Origin of the sequence: Frankia sp. CeD (assembly GCF_000732115.1) — a bacterium.
GTDB classification, from domain to species: domain Bacteria; phylum Actinomycetota; class Actinomycetes; order Frankiales; family Frankiaceae; genus Frankia; species Frankia casuarinae.
This window is the reverse complement of sequence record NZ_JPGU01000026.1, coordinates 21194-40044: the sequence shown is the minus strand read 5'-3', so window position 1 is coordinate 40044 and position 18851 is coordinate 21194. Positions and strand designations below refer to the sequence as shown.

The 18851-nt window shown below is 70.9% G+C and carries 17 protein-coding genes; all 17 read left to right on the top strand.

The window, feature by feature from the left end; genetic code table 11:
- Positions 1 to 5 precede the first annotated feature (5 nt).
- The 17 genes from CED_RS22740 to CED_RS14240 all read left to right on the top strand — a co-directional run bounded on the left by CED_RS22740 (position 6) and on the right by CED_RS14240 (position 18764).
- On the top strand, positions 6 to 275 hold the full coding sequence (locus CED_RS22740; RefSeq protein WP_011437939.1) for a YlxR family protein: 270 nt from the start codon (positions 6 to 8) through the stop codon (positions 273 to 275).
- A gap of 282 nt (positions 276 to 557) precedes the next feature.
- Entirely contained in the window at positions 558 to 3758 is a 3201-nt protein-coding gene (gene infB, locus CED_RS14315; protein WP_035911399.1) for a translation initiation factor IF-2, read from the top strand.
- A gap of 78 nt (positions 3759 to 3836) precedes the next feature.
- Entirely contained in the window at positions 3837 to 4235 is a 399-nt protein-coding gene (locus CED_RS14310; protein ID WP_011437937.1) for a DUF503 domain-containing protein, read from the top strand.
- Positions 4228 to 4734: a 30S ribosome-binding factor RbfA gene (gene rbfA / locus CED_RS14305; RefSeq protein WP_011437936.1), complete on the top strand. Its 507-nt coding sequence runs from the start codon at positions 4228 to 4230 to the stop codon at positions 4732 to 4734. Before CED_RS14310 ends, rbfA begins: the two co-directional genes overlap by 8 nt.
- Positions 4735 to 4795: 61 nt before the next feature.
- On the top strand, positions 4796 to 5920 hold the full coding sequence (locus tag CED_RS14300) for a bifunctional oligoribonuclease/PAP phosphatase NrnA (protein ID WP_049760984.1): 1125 nt from the start codon (positions 4796 to 4798) through the stop codon (positions 5918 to 5920).
- Positions 5917 to 6900, top strand: a complete 984-nt coding sequence (truB, locus tag CED_RS14295) for a tRNA pseudouridine(55) synthase TruB (RefSeq protein ID WP_011437934.1) — start codon at positions 5917 to 5919, stop codon at positions 6898 to 6900. Before CED_RS14300 ends, truB begins: the two co-directional genes overlap by 4 nt.
- Before the next feature lie 66 nt (positions 6901 to 6966).
- Positions 6967 to 7896, top strand: a complete 930-nt coding sequence (locus CED_RS14290) for a bifunctional riboflavin kinase/FAD synthetase (protein WP_035911396.1) — start codon at positions 6967 to 6969, stop codon at positions 7894 to 7896.
- A gap of 184 nt (positions 7897 to 8080) precedes the next feature.
- Entirely contained in the window at positions 8081 to 8350 is a 270-nt protein-coding gene (rpsO, locus tag CED_RS14285) for a 30S ribosomal protein S15 (protein ID WP_011437932.1), read from the top strand.
- 285 nt (positions 8351 to 8635) lie between these two features.
- Positions 8636 to 10825, top strand: a complete 2190-nt coding sequence (locus CED_RS14280; protein ID WP_035911395.1) for a polyribonucleotide nucleotidyltransferase — start codon at positions 8636 to 8638, stop codon at positions 10823 to 10825.
- A gap of 9 nt (positions 10826 to 10834) precedes the next feature.
- Positions 10835 to 12238 (top strand): pitrilysin family protein, encoded by a 1404-nt coding sequence (locus tag CED_RS14275; RefSeq protein WP_035911392.1) that lies wholly within the window; start codon positions 10835 to 10837, stop codon positions 12236 to 12238.
- A gap of 101 nt (positions 12239 to 12339) precedes the next feature.
- Positions 12340 to 13074, top strand: a complete 735-nt coding sequence (gene dapB / locus CED_RS14270; RefSeq protein ID WP_035911389.1) for a 4-hydroxy-tetrahydrodipicolinate reductase — start codon at positions 12340 to 12342, stop codon at positions 13072 to 13074.
- Positions 13075 to 13139: 65 nt separating this feature from the next.
- Positions 13140 to 13364, top strand: a complete 225-nt coding sequence (locus CED_RS14265) for a hypothetical protein (RefSeq protein WP_023840213.1) — start codon at positions 13140 to 13142, stop codon at positions 13362 to 13364.
- Positions 13361 to 13861 carry a hypothetical protein gene (locus CED_RS14260; RefSeq protein WP_011437928.1) on the top strand — a complete coding sequence of 167 codons (501 nt, stop codon included), beginning with the start codon at positions 13361 to 13363 and terminating at the stop codon, positions 13859 to 13861. Before CED_RS14265 ends, CED_RS14260 begins: the two co-directional genes overlap by 4 nt.
- Positions 13862 to 14359: 498 nt before the next feature.
- Positions 14360 to 15310, top strand: a complete 951-nt coding sequence (locus CED_RS14255) for a UDP-glucuronic acid decarboxylase family protein (protein WP_035911386.1) — start codon at positions 14360 to 14362, stop codon at positions 15308 to 15310.
- Positions 15311 to 15719: 409 nt separating this feature from the next.
- Positions 15720 to 16064: a hypothetical protein gene (locus CED_RS14250; protein ID WP_035911383.1), complete on the top strand. Its 345-nt coding sequence runs from the start codon at positions 15720 to 15722 to the stop codon at positions 16062 to 16064.
- A gap of 26 nt (positions 16065 to 16090) precedes the next feature.
- Positions 16091 to 17158, top strand: coding sequence for a UDP-glucose 4-epimerase GalE (gene galE / locus CED_RS14245; protein ID WP_035911380.1), 1068 nt, complete (start codon positions 16091 to 16093; stop codon positions 17156 to 17158).
- The gene (locus CED_RS14240) at positions 17136 to 18764 is read left to right on the top strand and encodes a UDP-glucose/GDP-mannose dehydrogenase family protein (RefSeq protein WP_051868830.1); all 1629 of its coding nucleotides are present in this window, start codon (positions 17136 to 17138) and stop codon (positions 18762 to 18764) included. The genes galE and CED_RS14240 overlap by 23 nt, the downstream gene beginning before the upstream one ends.
- Positions 18765 to 18851: the final 87 nt, after the last annotated feature.

The following is an 18851-nucleotide window of genomic DNA, read 5'->3' as shown; positions in this document are numbered from 1 at the left end:
TTACGATGGCGCGTCGTGCGGAGCCCGTCCGTACCTGTGTCGGATGCCGAAGCCGTGCGTCGAGTTCTGACCTACTGCGTATCGTCGTAGAAGGCGGCGAGCTTCTGCCGGATGCTCGTCGTCGGATGCGTGGTCGGGGTGCGCACGTGCATCCTGATCTTGCGTGCCTCGATCTCGCGGAGCGTCGCAAGGCGTTCTCACGAGCACTGCGGGTGTCAGGCCCGCTCGGGTCGAAGCAGGTCAGGCTGTATCTGGAGCGGTTTCGCCCGCGGTAGCCGGTCCCTCCGGGAGCGGTCCGCCGTAGTCGTGCCAGGCACAGGGAGATACCAGGTAAAGATGGATGGATGGAACGGGCGGACCGCGGCAGCGGGCCGGCCGGGTCAGACGGAGTGGGTACCCGCGCCAGCGGCATCCGCTCCCACAGGCGGCGCCAACAGACGTCGACAGGGAAGCAGGTCGAGACAGCGATGACCGCTCAATGAGCACCCAGCCATGATCACGACCGGCAGGTAACGAGGTCACGCGGGCACGGACCGCGGGNCGAACGAAGGAGCACCGTGGCAGGAAAGGCCCGCGTACACGAGCTCGCCAAGGAGCTTGGNGTCGACAGTAAGACCGTGCTCGCCAAGCTCAAGGATCTCGGCGAGTTCGTGAAGTCCGCTTCGTCCACTGTCGAGGCACCCGTCGTCCGCAAATTGAAGGAAGCGTTCCCCGCCGACGGCGCACCCACTTCCCCGGGCCGGGCCACCAGCCGTCCGGGACCGCCGGGTGGCGGCGCTCGTCCGACCCCGCCGTCCCGTCCTGGTCTGGCGCCTCGGCCCGGTCCGCGCCCGGTTCCCGGGCGGCCTGGTCCCCTCGGCCGGCCCGGTCCGGCGACCCCGGCGCCGTCCCCCTCGCCCGCGTCCCCGCCGCTACCGGCCTCCCCGGTGCAGGCTTCGCCGGTGCAGGCCTCCCCGGTGCAGGCTTCGCCGACGTCTGCACCCGCCGCTCCCCGTCCGGCCGCGGCCTCCGCCGTGCCCGCGCCGCCGATGCCGTCCGTGCCGTCCGCTCCCTCCGGGCCGCGACCCGGGCCGAACGCTCCGCGTCCCGGTGCCCCGCAGGGCGGTGGCCGTCCGCGTCCCGGCACCCCGGTTCCTCCCTCGGGTCCCACCGCTGGCGGTCCGACCGCTGGCGGTCCGACCGCAGGCGGCCCCCGGCCCGGGCCGCGTCCCGGACCCCGGTCGGCTGCGCCCGGTAACAACCCCTACACGACGCCGTCCGCTGGGCCGCGTCCGTCCGCTGGGCCGCGTCCGTCGGCCGGGCAGTCGGGTCCGCCATCGACGCCCACTCCCCGGCCCAGCGCCCCGCGGTCGGGTACCCCCCGGCCAGGTACCCCCCGGCCGGGTGGACCGCGCCCCGGTGGCACCGGTGCCGGTGGTCCACGGCCCACTCCCGGCGGGATGCCACCACGTCCCGGCGGTCCACGGTCAGGAGCGGGGGGCGGCATGCCGCCCCGCCCAGGTGGCACCGGGGGGCCGCGCCCCAACGCGAACATGTTCCAGCCTCGGCCCGCCGGTGGCCCTCCCGGACGCCCGGGCGGTGGTGGCGCGCCCGGTCGTCCCGGCGGTGGTGGCGCGCCCGGTCGTCCCGGCGGTGGTGGCGCGCCCGGTCGTCCCGGCGGTGGCGGCGGTCCGCGTCCCGGCGGATTCGCCGGGCGGGGGGGTGCGCCCGGTCGTCCCGGTGGTGGTGGCGGCGGTGGTGGTGCGCCCGGTCGTCCCGGTGGTGGTGGCGGCGGTGGCGGTGCGCCCGGTCGTCCCGCGGCCGGCGGCCGTGGCCGCGGTGGGACCACGGCGGGCGCCTTCGGCCCCGGTGGCCGTGGTCGCCCCGGTCGCCAGCGCAAGTCCAAGCGCGCGAAGCGGCAGGAATGGGAGAGCGGGCTCGAAGCGCCGCGCATGGGCGCGATGGTGCCCCGCGGCAACGGGCAGGCCATCCGGCTTCCCCGTGGCGCCTCGCTGGCCGATTTCGCCGACAAGATCGACGCGAACCCGGGCGCTCTGGTCCAGGTCGTGTTCACCCAGCTCGGCGAGATGGTGACCGCGACCCAGTCCTGCACCGACGAGACGCTGCAGCTGTTGGGTGTCACGCTCGGCTACGAGGTCCAGATCGTCAGCCCGGAGGACGAGGACAAGGAGCTTCTCGAGAGCTTCGACCTCTCCTTCGGCGGGGAGTACGGCGACGACGTCGAGCTCAGCTCCCGGCCGCCGGTCGTGACCGTCATGGGTCACGTCGATCATGGTAAGACGAAACTGCTGGACGCCATCCGCTCCACCGACGTGGTCGGGGGCGAGGCCGGTGGTATCACCCAGCACATCGGTGCCTACCAGGTGCGGGCCAAGGTCGACGGCGACGAGCGTCCGATCACCTTCATCGACACTCCGGGCCACGAGACCTTCACGGCCATGCGGGCCCGCGGTGCGCAGGTGACGGACATCGTGGTCCTGGTCGTGGCCGCCGACGACGGGGTGAAGCCGCAGACCATCGAGGCGCTGAACCACGCCCAGGCGGCCGGCGTCCCGGTCGTGGTGGCGGTCAACAAGGTCGACAAGGAGGGCGCCGACCCGGCCAAGGTGCGGGGTCAGCTCACCGAGTACGGCCTGGTGGCGGAGGAGTACGGCGGCGACACGATGTTCGTTGACGTCTCCGCCCGCAACCGGACGAACATCGACGGCCTGCTCGAGGCGATCGTCCTGACCGCCGACGCATCCCTGGNCCTGCGGGCTCCGACCGAGGTCGAGGCGCAGGGTGTCGCCATCGAAGGTCGGCTCGACCGGGGCCGGGGTCCGGTGGCGACCGTGCTGGTCCAGCGCGGCACGCTGAGGGTCGGTGACTCGGTCGTCGCCGGCGAGGCGTTCGGTCGGGTTCGGGCGATGCTCGACGAACACGGTGGTCAGGTGGTCGAGGCGGGCCCGGCCCGACCCGTCCAGGTCCTGGGGTTCACCAGCGTTCCCGACGCGGGNGACAACTTCCTGGTGGTGCCCGAGGACCGGGTGGCCCGTCAGATCGCCGAACGGCGTCAGGCCCGCGAGCGTAACGCGGAGCTGGCGCTGAGCCGGGGCCGTCCGACGCTGGAGACGATCCTCGAGCGGATGAAGGAGGGCGAGANGACCCAGCTCAACCTCATCCTCAAGGGCGATGTGTCCGGTTCGGTCGAGGCGCTCGAGGACGCCTTGCTCAAGATCGATGTCGGTGACGAGGTCGGTCTGCGGATCATCGACCGTGGGGTCGGCGCGATCACTGAGACCAACGTGATGCTGGCGTCGGCGTCCGACGCGATCATCATCGGCTTCAACGTCCGGCCGCAGGGCAAGGCGACGGAGCTGGCCGACCGTGAGGGCGTCGAGGTCCGGTACTACTCGGTGATCTACCAGGCTATCGAGGACATCGAGAACGCCCTGAAGGGCATGCTCAAGCCCGTCTACGAGGAAGCGCAGCTCGGTACCGCCGAGGTCCGCGAGGTCTTCCGCGTGCCGCGGATCGGCAACGTGGCCGGCTCTCTGGTCCGTTCCGGCGTCATCCGGCGGAACACCAAGGCCAGGCTCATCCGCGACGGCGTCGTCGTGGCCGACAACCTCACGGTCGAGTCGCTCAAGCGTTTCAAGGACGACGCGACGGAGGTCCGCGAGGGCTACGAGTGCGGTATCGGTCTCGGGTCGTTCAACGACATCAAGATCGATGACGTGATCGAGACGTTCGAGCAACGGGAGGTTCCCCGCGCCTGAGCACGTCCGCGGCCGGTGACGATCGAGCTGTCTGCCCGATCGTCACCGGCGGTGTGTGCCCGGCGGCGGGAGACGACCATGTGGATCGGAACCCTCAGCCTTGATCTGCTGCTCGGTGACGTGCACTCGTTGAAGGAGAAACGGTCGGTGGTGCGGCCGATCGTGGCGGAGCTGCGTCGCCGTTTCGCCCTCAGCGTGGCCGAGACCGGCCATCATGATCTGCACCGGCGAGCCGAGATCGGGATGGCGGTCGTCGCCGCGGACCGGGCGCACTGCGTCGAGGTCCTCTGTTCCTGCGAGCATCTGGTGGCCCAGCGACCGGACGTCGAGGTCCTCGCCGCGCGGGCGCGCTACTTTTCGGCGGACGACGCGGACGACGAACCGCATGCACCCGGTGAACCGCACGCACCCGGTGCATCTGCCGCGGTGAGCGTGCCGCCGGCGGGACCGGCGAACGAGGAGGTGGACGGTGGCTGATCCGGCCCGGGCACGGCGGCTGGCCGTGCGTATCCGCGAGGTTGTGGCGTCCACGCTGGAGCGTGGCGTCAAGGATCCTCGACTCGGCATGGTGACCGTCACGGATGTGCGGCTGACGCCGGATCTGGTCGACGCGACGGTCTTCTACACCGTCTACGGCGATGAGACGGCGCGGCAGGCGTCGGCCCAGGCGCTCGAATCCGCCCGGGGGCTGCTGCGCAGCCAGGTCGGCCGGGCCACGGGGGTGAAGGTGACCCCGACGCTCACCTTCGTTCATGACCGACTTCCCGACGACGCCCAGCATCTGGAGAAGTTGATCAGCGTTGCCCGGGAACGCGACGCGTATCTGGCCGAGGTCCGTCGGGATGCTCGCCCGGCGGGCGACGACGATCCCTACCGCCGGCCGCGCCCCGCCGCCGGCGAGGTGGATGAGCTGAGCGAGGTGGATGAGCTGAGCGAGGTGGACGAGTACGGCGGGACGGCCCGGCAGGAGGGATGACGGGGTACGGGCCCGGGACACCGCGGTGACAGGCACGAGACAGCTGCGATGGGAACTGACGATGAGCGATGCGACCGATCTCGCGGGCCCGCCGGCGGCGTCGGTCAACCGCTCCCGCCCGGACGGTGCCGGTCCGACCGGTGATTTCCAGGCCGCGGTGACCGCACTGACCGGCGCGATCGACGCCGGTGACGACATCCTGCTGATCGCCCACGTGAACCCCGACGGGGACAGTCTCGGATCGGCGTTGGCGCTGGGGCTCGCGCTGCGGTCGCTGGGCGGAAGGCCGCGGGTGTCCTTCGACGCGGATCCCTTCGTCGTTCCCCGGGTGCTTCGTTTCCTCGCCGGTCAGGATCTGTTGGTGGCCCCCGAGGCCGTCACCGGCCGGCCGGGTCTCGTGGTGACCCTGGACGCCGGCAGCCGGTCCCGGCTGGGCAGGCTCGCCAGCACCACGGCCGGTTGCCGGGTCCTGGTCGTCGACCACCATGCCTCCAACACCCGGTTCGGCGATCTCAATCTGGTCGACCCCGAGGCGGCCTCGACCAGCGCCATGGTCATCGACCTCGTCGATGCCCTGGGCGTGCGGCTCGACCGGGACATCGCGACAGCGATCTACACCGGTCTGGTAACCGACACGGGATCGTTCCGTTTCGCCGCGACGACACCGGCGGTGCACCAGCTGGCCGCCCGGCTGGTGGCCACGGGCATCCGTCCCGACCTGATCAGCCGTGCCCTGTGGGACACCCACCGCTTCGGCTATCTCAAGCTACTCGGGGAGGTTCTCGGCCGCGTCCGGCTGGAGCCCGAGTACGACCTCGTCTGGTCCTGGTGCAGCCAGGCCGATCTGCGCGCCGCGGGACTGGAGTACGACGAGATCGAGGGGCTCATCGACACGGTGCGCACCGTGTCGGAGGCAGAGGTCGCCCTTGTCTGCAAGCAGGATGGTGACGTCTGGAAGGTCTCGGTCCGTTCCAAGGGGGACGTTGACGTCGGCGCGGTCTGTACGGCTCTCGGTGGTGGCGGCCATCGCTTCGCCGCCGGATTCTCCTGCGGGACGACGCTCGACGAGTTGATGGACGTGCTTCGGGACGCGCTGGCGCGGGCTCCGCGCCTGGGGGGCCCGGGGACTCCGGAGAATCCGCGCGGCCCGGGTGGCCCGAGGAACGCGGTCCGGAGCCCGCGGTGAGCACCCGGGGGGGATCCACCCGGGGATCCGCGCGGCCGGGGGGAGCCGCATCCCGCCGGGGATCCGGTCCCGGTCCCAGTCCCGGGCCACAGGTCGACGGGCTCGTCGTCGTGGACAAGCCGGCCGGCTGGACGTCGCACGATGTCGTCGCCAGGGCGCGGCGCATTCTCGGGCAGCGTCGGATCGGCCACGCGGGCACCCTCGATCCGATGGCGACGGGCGTGCTGGTGCTGGGAGCCGGCCGGGGAACCCGCCTGCTCGGACATCTCGCCCTCACCGACAAGGTGTACGACGCCACGATCCGGCTCGGCCGGACTACCACGACCGACGACGCCGAGGGCGCGCCGGTCGAGGACCGTCCGGTGGACGTCGACGCCGACCGGCTCACGCGGGCCATGGCCGCCCTTACCGGGGTGCTCGACCAGGTTCCTGCCAGCGTGAGCGCGGTCAAGGTGGGCGGGGTACGCGCGTACGCCAGGGTCCGGGCCGGCGAGGTGGTCGATCTCGCCCCACGCCGGGTGACGGTCCACCGCTTCGACCTGCTGGCGCGGCGGGCCGCGGGCGACGGGGCGGTGGACCCGGCCGGAACCGATTTGGAGGTCACGGTCGGTTGCTCCAGTGGAACATACGTGCGGGCGCTCGCCCGTGATCTCGGGGCGGCGTTGGACTGCGGGGCGCATCTGACCGCCCTGCGGCGCACCGCCGTTGGTCCCTTCGACCTGGCGGGCGCAGTGACTCTCGACACGTTCGCCGAGCTGGGGCCGCGGGCGGTCACATCGCTGACCGACGCGGTCGCGGCCGGCTTCCTGCGCCGCGACGTGACGGCGGAGGCGGCAGCGGACGTGTCCCATGGCCGACGGTTGCCCCCGGTGGGACGGCCGGGTACGTACGGCGTCTTCGGTCCCGACGGGACCGTGCTGGCCCTGGTCGAGGAGACCGAGCATGCGGTCCGGTCGCTCGTCGTCTTCGCCCCGGTCTAGTCCGGCGGCCCCGGCCGGGGTTCGGTGGCCCGACAGCGCCCCACGAGAATGTCCTAGGCTTCGCACGTGCAAACGTGGCGAGGGGCGGAGAACACGCCTGTCCAGTGGCGGGGCGGGGTCGTCACGATTGGCTTCTTCGACGGGGTGCACCTCGGGCACCGGCAGATCATCGGCCGGGCGGTCCGGCTGGCGCGGGAACGCGGTGAGCGTTCGCTGGTGTTGACCTTCGACCCGCATCCCGGTGAGGTGCTGCGACCCGGCAGCCATCCCGCCCTGCTCACGACGCTGCGTTTCAAGGCCGAGCTGTTGGCCGGGACCGGGGTGGACGCGCTCTGCGTCGAGCCGTTCACGCTGGAGTTCAGTCGGGTCTCCCCGGCTGACTTCGTGCACGGGATACTGGTCGAGCGGCTGCGGGCGAGCGTGGTCGTGGTGGGGGAGAACTTCACCTACGGTCACCGGGCCGCCGGGACGCTCGCGACGCTGTCGGAGGCGGGCGCCCGGGAGGGATTCGAGGTTGACGGGGTCCGTCTCGTCCGCTCCGGCGAGCAGGTGCTCTCCTCGACGGCGATCCGTGCCCGGGTGGCCGAGGGCGACGTGGCGGCTGCGGCGGCCGCGCTGGACCGGCCGCATCGGGTCGAGGGTGTCGTCGTGCACGGCGACGCGCGTGGCCGCACCATCGGCTATCCTACGGCGAACATCCAGGTGACGCCGTGGGCCGCCGTTCCGGCGGACGGCGTGTACGCGGGCTTCGCCTGCTGGTCCGGCCGCCGCCAGCCCGCCGCCATCTCGATCGGTACGAATCCGACGTTCGNGGGACGCGACCGGCGCGTCGAAGCGTTTCTCCTGGACTTCGACGAGGATCTCTACGGCGAGTACATGGCCTACGAGTTCACCCATCGGCTGCGTCCGACCCTGCGCTTCGACTCGGTGGCCGAGCTCGTCACCCAGATGGCCGCGGATGTGGAGGCCACCCGCGCGGCAACCCTGCTCGTCTGAACTCGGCTGAACTCGGCTGAACTCCGCCGGTGGCCGAGCGGCTCTCCTCGGGTTGATAGGCTTCCCGGTCAGGCGGGTGCGGTGTGTCCGGACCGGACGGCGATGATGCCGAGGTCCGGTGATCGATCCGGGTGGGGAAGACCCCGGACGCGCGCCGTCCCGAAACAGAAGGAGAAGGTGGAGCGTGCCGCTCGCGAGCGACGTCAAGCAGAAGATCATGTCCGATTACGCCACCGTCGAGCGGGACACGGGCTCGCCCGAGGTGCAGGTCGCGATGCTGACCCGTCGGATCAGTGACCTGACCGAGCATCTCAAGGTGCATAAGCACGATCACCACAGCCGCCGCGGTCTGCTGCTGCTCGTCGGCCGTCGCCGACGGCTGCTGAACTACCTGGCGAAGACGGATATCAACCGATACCGCGCTCTGATCGAGCGACTCGGGCTACGGCGGTAGCGCGAAGAGGGGGAGCGGCCCGGGTGGGACGCTCCCTCTGACGCATCGGGGGTAGGTACCGAATGCGTCGAGCCGTCGGCGGAGTCGTCCGCTCGGCGGTGTGGAGGACCTGGCCGGGTCCGTGGTGGTGCGAGCCGCCGGTCCTCGGTCGTGGTCGCCGGGATGGGTACGGGCACCGGACCCGGGGACTTCGACTGAGCACCGGCATCCTCGTTGGCGTGGACCCGGCCGTAGAAGAGGCTCGGCCGCGTGGATCCGGCCGAGGAAGAGGATGGAGTGGTTCGAGTGGACGACTCGACACATGCGGCCGAAGCGGTCATCGCGACCCCGGCCGGAGACCGGACGGTTCGGTTCGAGACCGGACGTCTCGCCAAGCAGGCCGCCGGCTCCGCCGTCGCCTACCTGGGCGACACGATGGTGCTCTCGGCGACGACGGTCAGCAAGCAGCCCAAGGAACAGCTCGACTTCTTCCCGCTGACGGTGGATGTCGAGGAGCGGATGTACGCGGCCGGGCGCATCCCCGGTTCGTTCTTCCGGCGGGAGGGCCGCCCCAGCGAGGACGCGATCCTCACCTGCCGGCTCATCGACCGGCCGCTGCGGCCGTCGTTCGCCAAGGGGCTGCGCAACGAGATCCAGGTCGTGGCCACCGTGCTNGCCCTGGATCCCGACACCCTTTACGACGTGGTCGCCATCAACGCGGCCAGCGCGTCGACGACGCTGTCCGGCCTGCCCTTCACCGGGCCGATCGGTGCGACCCGGGTCGGGTTCGTCGACGGCGAGTGGATCGCCTTCCCGACCCATGCGGAGCTCGCTCGGGCGACCTTCGACATGGTCGTGGCCGGTCGGGTGATCGAGGACGGCTCGGACGTCGCGATCATGATGGTGGAGGCCGAGGCGACCCCGGGCACGGTCGAGCTGCTCGCGCACGGCGCGCCGGCTCCCACCGAGGAGGTCGTGGCCGCGGGCCTCGAGGCGGCGAAGCCCGCCATCCGTGAGCTCTGCCGGGCCCAGAGCGAGCTGGCCGCGCTCGCCGCGAAGCCTGCCCGGGAGTTCCCCGTCTTCATCGACTATCACGACGACGTGCTGGACGCGCTGTCCGCGGCAATCGGCGACGAGCTGTCCGCCGCGCTGCGCATCCCCGGCAAGGCTGAGCGCGAGAACGAGCTCGACCGGGTCCGCCAGCTCGCGGCCGAGAAGGTGGCCTCCCAGTTCGAGGGGCGAGAGAAAGAGATCGGCGCCGCCTACCGGGCGCTGACCAAGAAGCTCGTCCGCTCCCGCATCGTGACCGAGAGCGTGCGCATCGACGGTCGCTCGACAACCGAGATCCGCGCGCTGTCGGCCGAGGTCGACTACATCCCGCGGGTACACGGCTCGGCGCTGTTCGAGCGGGGCGAGACGCAGATCCTCGGCGTCACGACCTTGGCCATGCTGCGCATGGAGCAGACGGTCGACACGCTCAACCCCGACCGCACCAAGCGGTACATGCACAACTACAACTTCCCGCCGTACTCCACCGGCGAGACCGGCCGCGTCGGTTCGCCGAAGCGCCGAGAGATCGGCCACGGGGCACTCGCCGAGCGGGCCCTGCTCCCGGTGCTGCCCAGCCGCGAGGAGTTCCCCTACGCGATCCGGCAGGTATCCGAGGCGCTGGGTTCGAACGGGTCAACGAGCATGGGCTCGGTGTGCGCGAGCACCCTGTCGCTGCTCAACGCCGGGGTACCGCTCAAGGCGCCGGTCGCCGGGATCGCGATGGGCCTCATCCACGCCGACGACTCCTACGTCACCCTGACCGACATCCTCGGGGCCGAGGACGCCTACGGGGACATGGACTTCAAGGTCGCCGGCACCCGGGACTTCGTCACCGCGCTCCAGCTCGACACCAAGCTCGACGGCATCCCGGCCTCGGTCCTCGCCGCGGCGCTCCAGCAGGCGCGCGGGGCGCGGCTCGCGATCCTCGACGTGATGGCCGAGGCCATCGGCAGCCCGGACGAGATGNCCGCTCACGCCCCGCGGGTCATCTCCGTCAAGATCCCGGTGGACAAGATCGGGGAGGTCATCGGACCCAAGGGTAAGATGATCAACCAGATCCAGGCGGACAGCGGTGCCGAGATCACCGTCGAGGACGACGGGACGATCTACATCGGCGCGGTGGACGGTCCGTCGGCGGAGTCCGCCCGGTCGGCGATCAACGCGATCGCCAACCCGCAGATGCCCGAGGTCGGCGAGCGTTATCTGGGGACGATTGTGAAGATCACCAATTTTGGGGCCTTCGTCTCGCTCACCCCGGGCCGGGACGGCCTGCTCCACGTCAGCAAGCTCAAGACACTCTCCGGCGGTAAGCGGGTAGAGAAGGTGGAGGACGTCCTGACGGTGGGCCAGAAGCTCCAGGTCGAGATCACCGAGATCGACAGCCGCGGGAAGATCAGCCTGTCCCCGAGCGCCGAAGCCGCCGACGCGGCGGCCGCCGCCTCCTGACGGCCCGTCGTGTCCGACACTCCCACGCCCGACCTGACCTGCTCAGCGGGGACCGCCGGCGCGCCGCGGAACAAGCCGGTTCCCGGCGCCCGGGCCGCGCACCTGCTCGCTGCTGGCGGAGTCAGTGGCGAATCGTTGCTGGACGGCACGGCGCGCCGCACCGTGCTCCCCGGCGGTCTGCGGGTCATCACCGAGCGGGTCCCCGGGGTGCGCTCGGTCGCGATCGGCGTCTGGGTCGCGGTGGGCTCGCGCGACGAGACGCCGGTGACCGCCGGATGCTCCCACTACCTGGAGCACCTGCTGTTCAAGGGCACGCCCAGCCGGGACGCGTTGACTATCAGCGCGTCGGTCGAGGCGGTCGGCGGGGNCATCAACGCCTTCACCGGCAAGGAGTACACCTGCTACTACGTGCGGGTGCTCGACTCCGATCTCGCGATGGCCGTCAACGTCATCGCCGACATGGTCACCAACTCGCTGGTGACAGCCGACGACGTCGAGGCCGAGCGTGGCGTGATCCTGGAGGAGATCGCCATGTACGAGGACGACCCGGGTGACCTCGTCCATGACGTATTCGCGGCGGCGATGCTCGGGTCGTCGGTACTCGGCCGCCCGGTGCTCGGGACGACCGAGTCGATCGAGGGGCTGGGCCGGGAGACCATCGCGGACTACTACCGCTCCCGGTACGTCCCGCCGGCGATGGTGGTCTCCATCGCCGGCAACCTGGCGCACNACCGGGCGCTGGCGCTGGTCGCCGAGGCGTTNGCCGACCGTCTGACGGTGAGCGCCGAGCCGTTCGAGGTGCGTGGCGGATCGTACGACTACCCGCCGCCGCCCGGCATCGTCGTGACCGACCGGCCGACCGAGCAGGCGCATCTCGTGCTCGGCACCAGGGGACTGTCCCGGCACGATCCGCGCCGTTACACGCTCGGCGTGCTGTCGACGGCGCTGGGCGGTGGGATGAGCTCGCGGCTGTTCCAGGAGATCCGGGAGAAGCGGGGGCTGGCGTACTCGGTGGGCTCGTTCGCCTCCCACTTCGCCGACGCGGGCCTGTTCGGCGTCTATGCCGGATGCGCCCCCAAGCGTGCCGACGTGGTCCTCGAGCTCGCCCGTGAGCAGGTACGCCAGATCGCCGAGCACGGGATCAGTGCCGAGGAACTCGACCGGGCCCGTGGGCAGAACCGCGGCTCGATGATCCTCGGCTTGGAGGACACCGGATCCCGGATGAGCCGCCTCGGCAAGAGCGAGCTCGTCCACGGTGAGGTCCTGTCGGTCGACGAGATCATCGCCCGGGTGGACGCGGTCACCCTCGACGATGTCACCGCGATCGCGCGGGAGCTGCTGGACCAGTCCTGGGCCCTGGGCGTCATCGGACCCTTCGACGACCACGACTTCAGCGCCGCCGTCGCCCGTTAGCGACTCTCGTCCCGAGAGGTTCACCGATGTCCGACTCCGAGTCCCGCCCGGTAACCGGCGCTGTCCCGGTAACCGGCGCTGTCCCGGTAACCGGGACAGCGGTGGGGGTGCTCGGTGCACGGGGACGGATGGGGTCGACGGTGTGTGCCGCCGTCGAGGCCGCCGCCGACCTGGCGCTGGTCGCGGCCCTCGGCACCGGCGATGACCGTGGTGCGCTCGCCGCGGCCGACGTCGTCGTCGACTTCACCACCCCCGACGCGGTGATGGACAACCTCCGCTGGTGCGTCCAGGCCGGCAAGCACGTCGTCGTCGGCACCACCGGCTTCGACGAGCCGCGGCTCGCGACCCTGCGTGGCTGGCTGGCCGCGGCACCGGGGGTCGGGGTGCTCGTCGCGCCGAACTTCGGGGTAGCCGCCGTGCTGATGATGACGTTCGCCGCCCGGGCCGCCCGGTTCTTCGACTCGGTGGAGATCATCGAGTTGCACCATCCCGGCAAGGCCGACGCGCCGAGCGGCACCGCCCGGCGTACCGCGCAGCTGGTCGGCGCGGCGCGTACCACCGCCGGGTTGCCGGTGGCCGGCCCGGACGCGACAACCGCCGCCCTCGACGGTGCCCGCGGCGCCCGGGTCGATGGCGTGCCGGTGCATGCCGTCCGCCTCGCCGGGCTCGTCGCGCATCAGGAGGTCCTGCTCGGGGGCGCCGGGGAGACCCTCACCCTGCGACACGATTCCTACGACCGCACCTCGTTCATGCCGGGGGTGCTGCTAAGCGTGCGGAAGGTCGGCGAGCGACCGGGACTCACGGTCGGTCTGGAGTCGCTGCTCGACCTGGACTAGCGCCGCGGGCATCTTGGGGCAGGTGTCTGCTGCCACCACGGGCCGCGAAAGATAGGTTTCCGGATGTGGTCGGACACGTTGACCGTCGTTTCCCGGCGGGTACCCGTAGCGTCTTTGGTATCGATCTTGGTACGACGTTCAGCTGCCTGGCCCGGGCGCGCCCCGACGACGTGTGCTCCCTGGTCAAGCGGCGGATGCCGGTCGTGGCGACCTTGGCGGCACCCGGGGCGCGGATCCGGCTGGATCCGGACGGCCCGGTGGCGTCGGCATCCGGTGGGGCGTCCAGGTGAGGGCCCGGTGGCTGGTGGCCGTGCTCGTCGCGGCGTGTGGCTTCTACCTCGGGCTGATCGGGTGGCGGGGAATCCAGTTGCTCGGCGACGATCGCTGGGCGGCCCGTGGACTCGGTCTCGGTGTCGTGCTGCTTCCGATGATCGGCGCCGTCGTCATCCTGCGTGAGCTGCGTTTCGGCCGCGACACCGAGCGGCTTGCCCGGATGTTCGACGTAGCCGCGGATGCGACGGCTGACGTCGAGTCCGGCACCGCCCGCGGCTTCGACCCCGGCGCCCGTGCCGACGAGCCGGTTCTCGTGCGCCGGCCGTCGGGCCGGATCGACCGCGCCTCGGCCGACGCCGCGTTCGCCCAGCGTCGGGCGGAGGTCGAGGCGGCGCCGGGTGAATGGCGTCGCTGGTACCGGCTCGCGGTCTCCTATGGAGATGCCGGGGACACCCGCCGGGGACGCGCCGCGATGCGTCACGCGATCGTCCTTGAGCGGCACTCCCGCGGGTGACCGTGCTCCGTCCCCTGGCGGTGAATTGCTCATCCAATGCAGGCGGCTCCGGGACGGCCATTGACATCTCCCGTAGGGAGTCGGGCGCCATCGGTGACGGGTGGTTATATCGTATCGACGTGGCTAGGAGGGAGACTGGGCCGGGCCGCGTACTTAACGCGTCGATGACCNGTGTACGATGCCGCAGAGGGTCGGCGTTGTCGGCCATCAGACTACTGGGGGGTAGTGCGGTGTTCGTGTCCTGCGGCCATTCGAGATCGGTCCGGCAGTGTCCATGCTGAGTGCTCCGGCGGGTGAGCAGCTACTGATCCTCTGATCTCCGATCATTTGATGTCCGTTTCCCCCGATCCTCCAACCTGGCCTCGCGGCGCGATCTGATCGGATGCGCCGCCTCCTTCGCATGGCTCAAGGGAGGACGCCCGTCGTCGCCGGACTCCGGACAGCGATCGACGGGCACTCTCCGGGGTCCTCTGTATTCCAGATCCGGGAGCACACGACGTGCGTGCGATAGTGACCGGCGGCGCCGGTTTTCTGGGCAGTCATCTCTGTGAACGCCTACTGGGCGGCGGCTACGAGGTCATCTGTTTCGACAACTTCATCACCGGCCGGCCGGAGNATGTGGAGCATCTGCTCGCCGACCCACGTTTCCGCCTGGTCAACCGGGATGTGAATGATTTCATTTATGTTTCTGGTCCGGTCGACGCCGTGTTGCACTTTGCGTCCCCGGCATCTCCGGTGGATTACTACGAGCTGCCGATCGAAACGCTCAAGGTCGGCTCGCTCGGTACCTTCCACGCCCTTGGCCTGGCGCGGCAGAAGAATGCTCGGTTCCTGCTCGCCTCGACCTCGGAGTCCTACGGCGATCCACAGGTCAATCCCCAGCCGGAAGGCTACTGGGGCAACGTGAACCCGGTCGGCCCGCGCAGTGTGTACGACGAGGCCAAGCGCTTCTCCGAGGCGGTGACCATGGCCTATCGGCGCAAGCACGGTGTCGACACCGGTATTGTCNGCATCTTCAACACCTACGGCCCGCGGATGCGGGTCGATGACGGTCGCGCCATTCCCGCCTTCATCTCCCAGGCGCTGCGGGGCGAGCCCATCACGGTCGCCGGTGACGGAACCCAGACCCGGTCCATCTGTTACGTCGACGACCTGATCGACGGCATCGTCCGACTTCTGCACTCGGACCTGCCCGGGCCCGTGAACATTGGGAACCCGCACGAGATGTCGATCCTCGACACCGCGGTGCTCGTCCGTGACCTGTGCGGATCGACGGCGCCGATCACCTTCGTCCCGCGGCCCCAGGACGACCCCTCGGTGCGTCAACCCGACATCACCCTCGCCCGGACCCTCCTGGGCTGGGAACCGAAGACGAGCCTGCACGACGGGCTCACCCGGACGATCTCCTGGTTCGCCGGCCAGCTCGCGGAGAGCCGTCAGGTCGCTTGACCGGCGTCACAGGTGTCCCGCCCCGCCACCGAGCTTTCCGGGGACGTGGCTTTCCAGGAACGTGGCCGCGCGGGGAACGTGACTTTCTGTTTGCGGGGGGAGGGTTCGTGATGGCCGGCGCCACGCCGTGTGCACCGCCGCGTTACGTGAGATCGGTGGCATTGGTCCGCAACCCGCCGAGGATGTCAGCGCCACCTACCTGCCGTGCGCGCTCAGGCCGAGGCGGGGCCCTCGCCGCCGATGCGTGGGCGAACGGCGACGGGCCCGGGACGTCCGCNGCAATGGTGACCCGAGAGTTCCCGTGGCCACGCCACCTCCCGGACATCTTCTTCCGGGACGTGGGCCGCCGGTCCCGGGTGCCGTGCGCGCGGTTCTTGCCACCGGCCGTGCACTACCCGACGCTGGCGCTGTGACCGGACCGGGGCTCCTGCTCGCGCCGATCGTCTGGTTCACCGGGATCGCCGCGGCCGCTACCAGGTCGGCGATGCACCGACCTGGGGGTTATGTTCTGCTGTGCCCGATGTCCGTCGCCCCGGGTGTGCCCGTGCCCATCGCGGTGTTCGCTGCCCGAACGGTCGGGACCGCGCGGTCCAGCCGAAGGGCGGTGGCCGTGGCCGTGGCCGTGGCCGTGGCCGTGGCCGTGGCCGTGGCCGTGGCCGTGGTACGGATCCTAGCCGCCGTCGGGTTGATCCTGCTGCCGGGATCGGTTGTTCCGGGCCGGTGTGGAGCACCGGTGACGAGTTGTTTCAGTTGATCACCGAAGAAGTGGATAACCGAGCTATGACGTCGACGAGTCGAGCCGAGACGGTCCTGGTGACCGGGGCGACGGGGTTCATCGGCTCTCATACCTGGGTGGACCTGCTCGCCGCGGGTCATCGGGTAGTGGGAGTGGACAACTTCGTCAACAGCTCACCGCGGGTGCTGGACAGGCTGCGTAAGGTGGTGGACGGCGACATCGACTTCGTGCGGCTCGATGTCCGTGACCGGGCGGCGCTCGGTGACGTGTTCCGCCGATGGAAGATCGATTCCGTTATTCACTTCGCCGCTCTCAAAGCCGTCGGCGAGTCGGTCGACATCCCGCTGGAGTACTACGACACGAACGTCAACGCGACGTTGGGTCTGGTCCGCGTGATGGCGGAGCACGGCGTGCGCCGGCTGGTCTTCTCGTCCTCGTGCGCAATCTACGGAGCGGCGGACAAGGTACCGANCGCCGAGGACACGCCGGCCCGCCCGACCAATCCCTACGCGCGCACCAAATGGATGTGCGAGCAGATCCTCGCCGACCTCTGCGCCCGGGATCCGTCCTGGCACGTGACGTCCCTGCGATACTTCAACCCCGCCGGGGCGCACGAGTCGGGCCTGCTCGGCGAGGATCCCCGTGGGGTGCCGAACAACGTCATGCCCTACCTGGCCCAGGTGGCGGTCGCCCGGCGCCCGGAGCTGTCCATCTTCGGCGACGACTACCCCACGCCCGACGGCACGGGCGTACGCGACTACATCCACGTGGTCGACCTGGCGGAGGGCCATCGACTCGCTCTCGATCATCTCGATGACCAGGCGGGACATCGGGTCATCAACCTCGGGACCGGCGCTGGCACCTCCGTGCGGGAACTGCTCGCGGCCTTCTCCGCGGCCTGCGCTCGTGATCTCCCCAGTCGCGTCGTGGCGAGGCGGCCGGGGGACGTCGCCGCCCTGGTCGCCGACGCGGCGCTCGCCCGTACGGCACTCGGCTGGTCAGCCCGCCGGGATGTCGCGGACATGTGCCGGGACGCCTGGGAGTTTCAGCGTCTCAATCCAGNGGGGTACGACGATGAGGAGGAGCCTGATGAGCTCGTCGGACAGCCTTGATGATGCGGCGGCGCCCGGAACCGGGCCTCGTCCACGCCTGACCGTCATCGGCACCGGGTACCTGGGGGCCACCCACGCGGTGTGCATGGCGGAGCTTGGCTTCGAGGTGCTCGCCGTGGACGTCGACCATTCGAAGATCGAGCGGTTGTCCGCGGGGGAGATCCCGTTCTTCGAGCCCGACCTCGCCGACCTCCTGCGCGCGAACCTCCGGACCGGACGGCTGCGTTTCACCACCTCCTTCGAGGAGATTGCCGAGTTCGGCGACGTGCACTTCGTCTGTGTGGGCACCCCCCAGCGTGCCGACGGTTACGGGGCGGACCTGAGCCACCTGCACGCCGCCATCGAGCGCCTCGCGCCGCTGCTGACCCGGCCGTGCCTCGTGGTCGGCAAGTCGACGGTGCCGGCCGGCACGGCTGCGGGGCTCGCCCGGACGATCGCGCAGCTCGCCCCGGCGAACCGCCCGGTCGCGGGCGAGACGGCGCCCGGCGCGGCGGGGGCCGACGGGTTGGGCCGCGTCGAGGNGGGNCATGACGGGTTGGGCCATGACGAGGTGGACGAGCCCGCCGCCGACATCTCCAGCGATCTCGCCGGCGTCCAGCTGGCCTGGAACCCGGAGTTCCTCCGGGAGGGCTTCGCGGTGGCCGACACCCTGCGACCGGACCGGCTCGTCTTCGGTGTCGCCTCCCCGGCTGCGGAGGGAGCGCTGCGGGCCGCTTTCGCGCCGGTGATCGCCCAGGGGGTGCCGGTCATCGTGACCGACTACGCGACGGCCGAGCTGGTGAAGACGGCGGCCAACTCCTTTCTCGCGACGAAGATCTCCTTCATCAACGCGATGGCGGAGGTGTGCGAGGCGGTCGATGCCGATGTCCTGACGCTGGCCGAGGCGCTGTCCCACGACGTGCGCATCGGCGGGAACTTCCTGCGTCCGGGGGNGGGGNTCGGGGGNGGCTGCCTACCCAAGGACATCCGGGCCTTCCAGGCCCGCGCAGACGAGCTCGGGGNCGGTGCGGCGCTGCGTTTCCTGCGTGAGATCGACGAGATCAACAATCGTCGCCGGGACCGTGTGGTGGACCTGGTCACCGCGGCCCTCGACGGCACGCTGGTCGGCCGGCGCCTCGTCGTGCTGGGCGCCGCGTTCAAGCCCAACTCCGACGACGTGCGGGACTCCCCGGCGCTCGCGGTCGCGGGGCTANTGGCCGAGACCGGCGCCGGGGTGACGGTCGTGGATCCGGTCGCGACGCACAACGCCCGGCAGGCCCTGCCCGGCCTCGCCTACAGCGACTCCGTCGAGGCCGTGGTCGAGGGGGCCGACGCGCTGGTCCTGCTCACCGAGTGGCGCCAGTTCGCCGACCTGGACCCGGCCCGGCTCGGGGCCGTGGTCCGGCGCAAGGTCGTGGTGGACGCCCGGCACGCGCTCGACGCCGACCAGTGGCGCCAGGCCGGATGGGTCTACCTGGCCCCCGGCCGGCCGACCGGCGTCATCCCGAGCTCGTTGCCGGAGCAGCGGCACCGGGGGGACGGAGCGCCGCCGGCGCCGGTCGAGCAGTGCGGCGAGACGGGTGCGCGGCTCGCGGAGGTCGAGGCGCGCGCGGGGCACCCGGTGTGATCGACGGGATGGGGCCCGGTGGAACGGGCCCCATCCCCGCCGTGGAATCGCTCTCCGGCTGTGAGGTCAACGAGCCCCACGCGATAG

Coding starts and splice junctions, on each gene's coding strand:
- CED_RS22740 (WP_011437939.1), top strand. CDS start 6: ATGGCGCGTCGTGCGGAGCCCGTCCGTACCTGTGTCGGATGCCGAAGC.
- CED_RS14310 (WP_011437937.1), top strand. CDS start 3,837: ATGTGGATCGGAACCCTCAGCCTTGATCTGCTGCTCGGTGACGTGCAC.
- CED_RS14300 (WP_049760984.1), top strand. CDS start 4,796: ATGAGCGATGCGACCGATCTCGCGGGCCCGCCGGCGGCGTCGGTCAAC.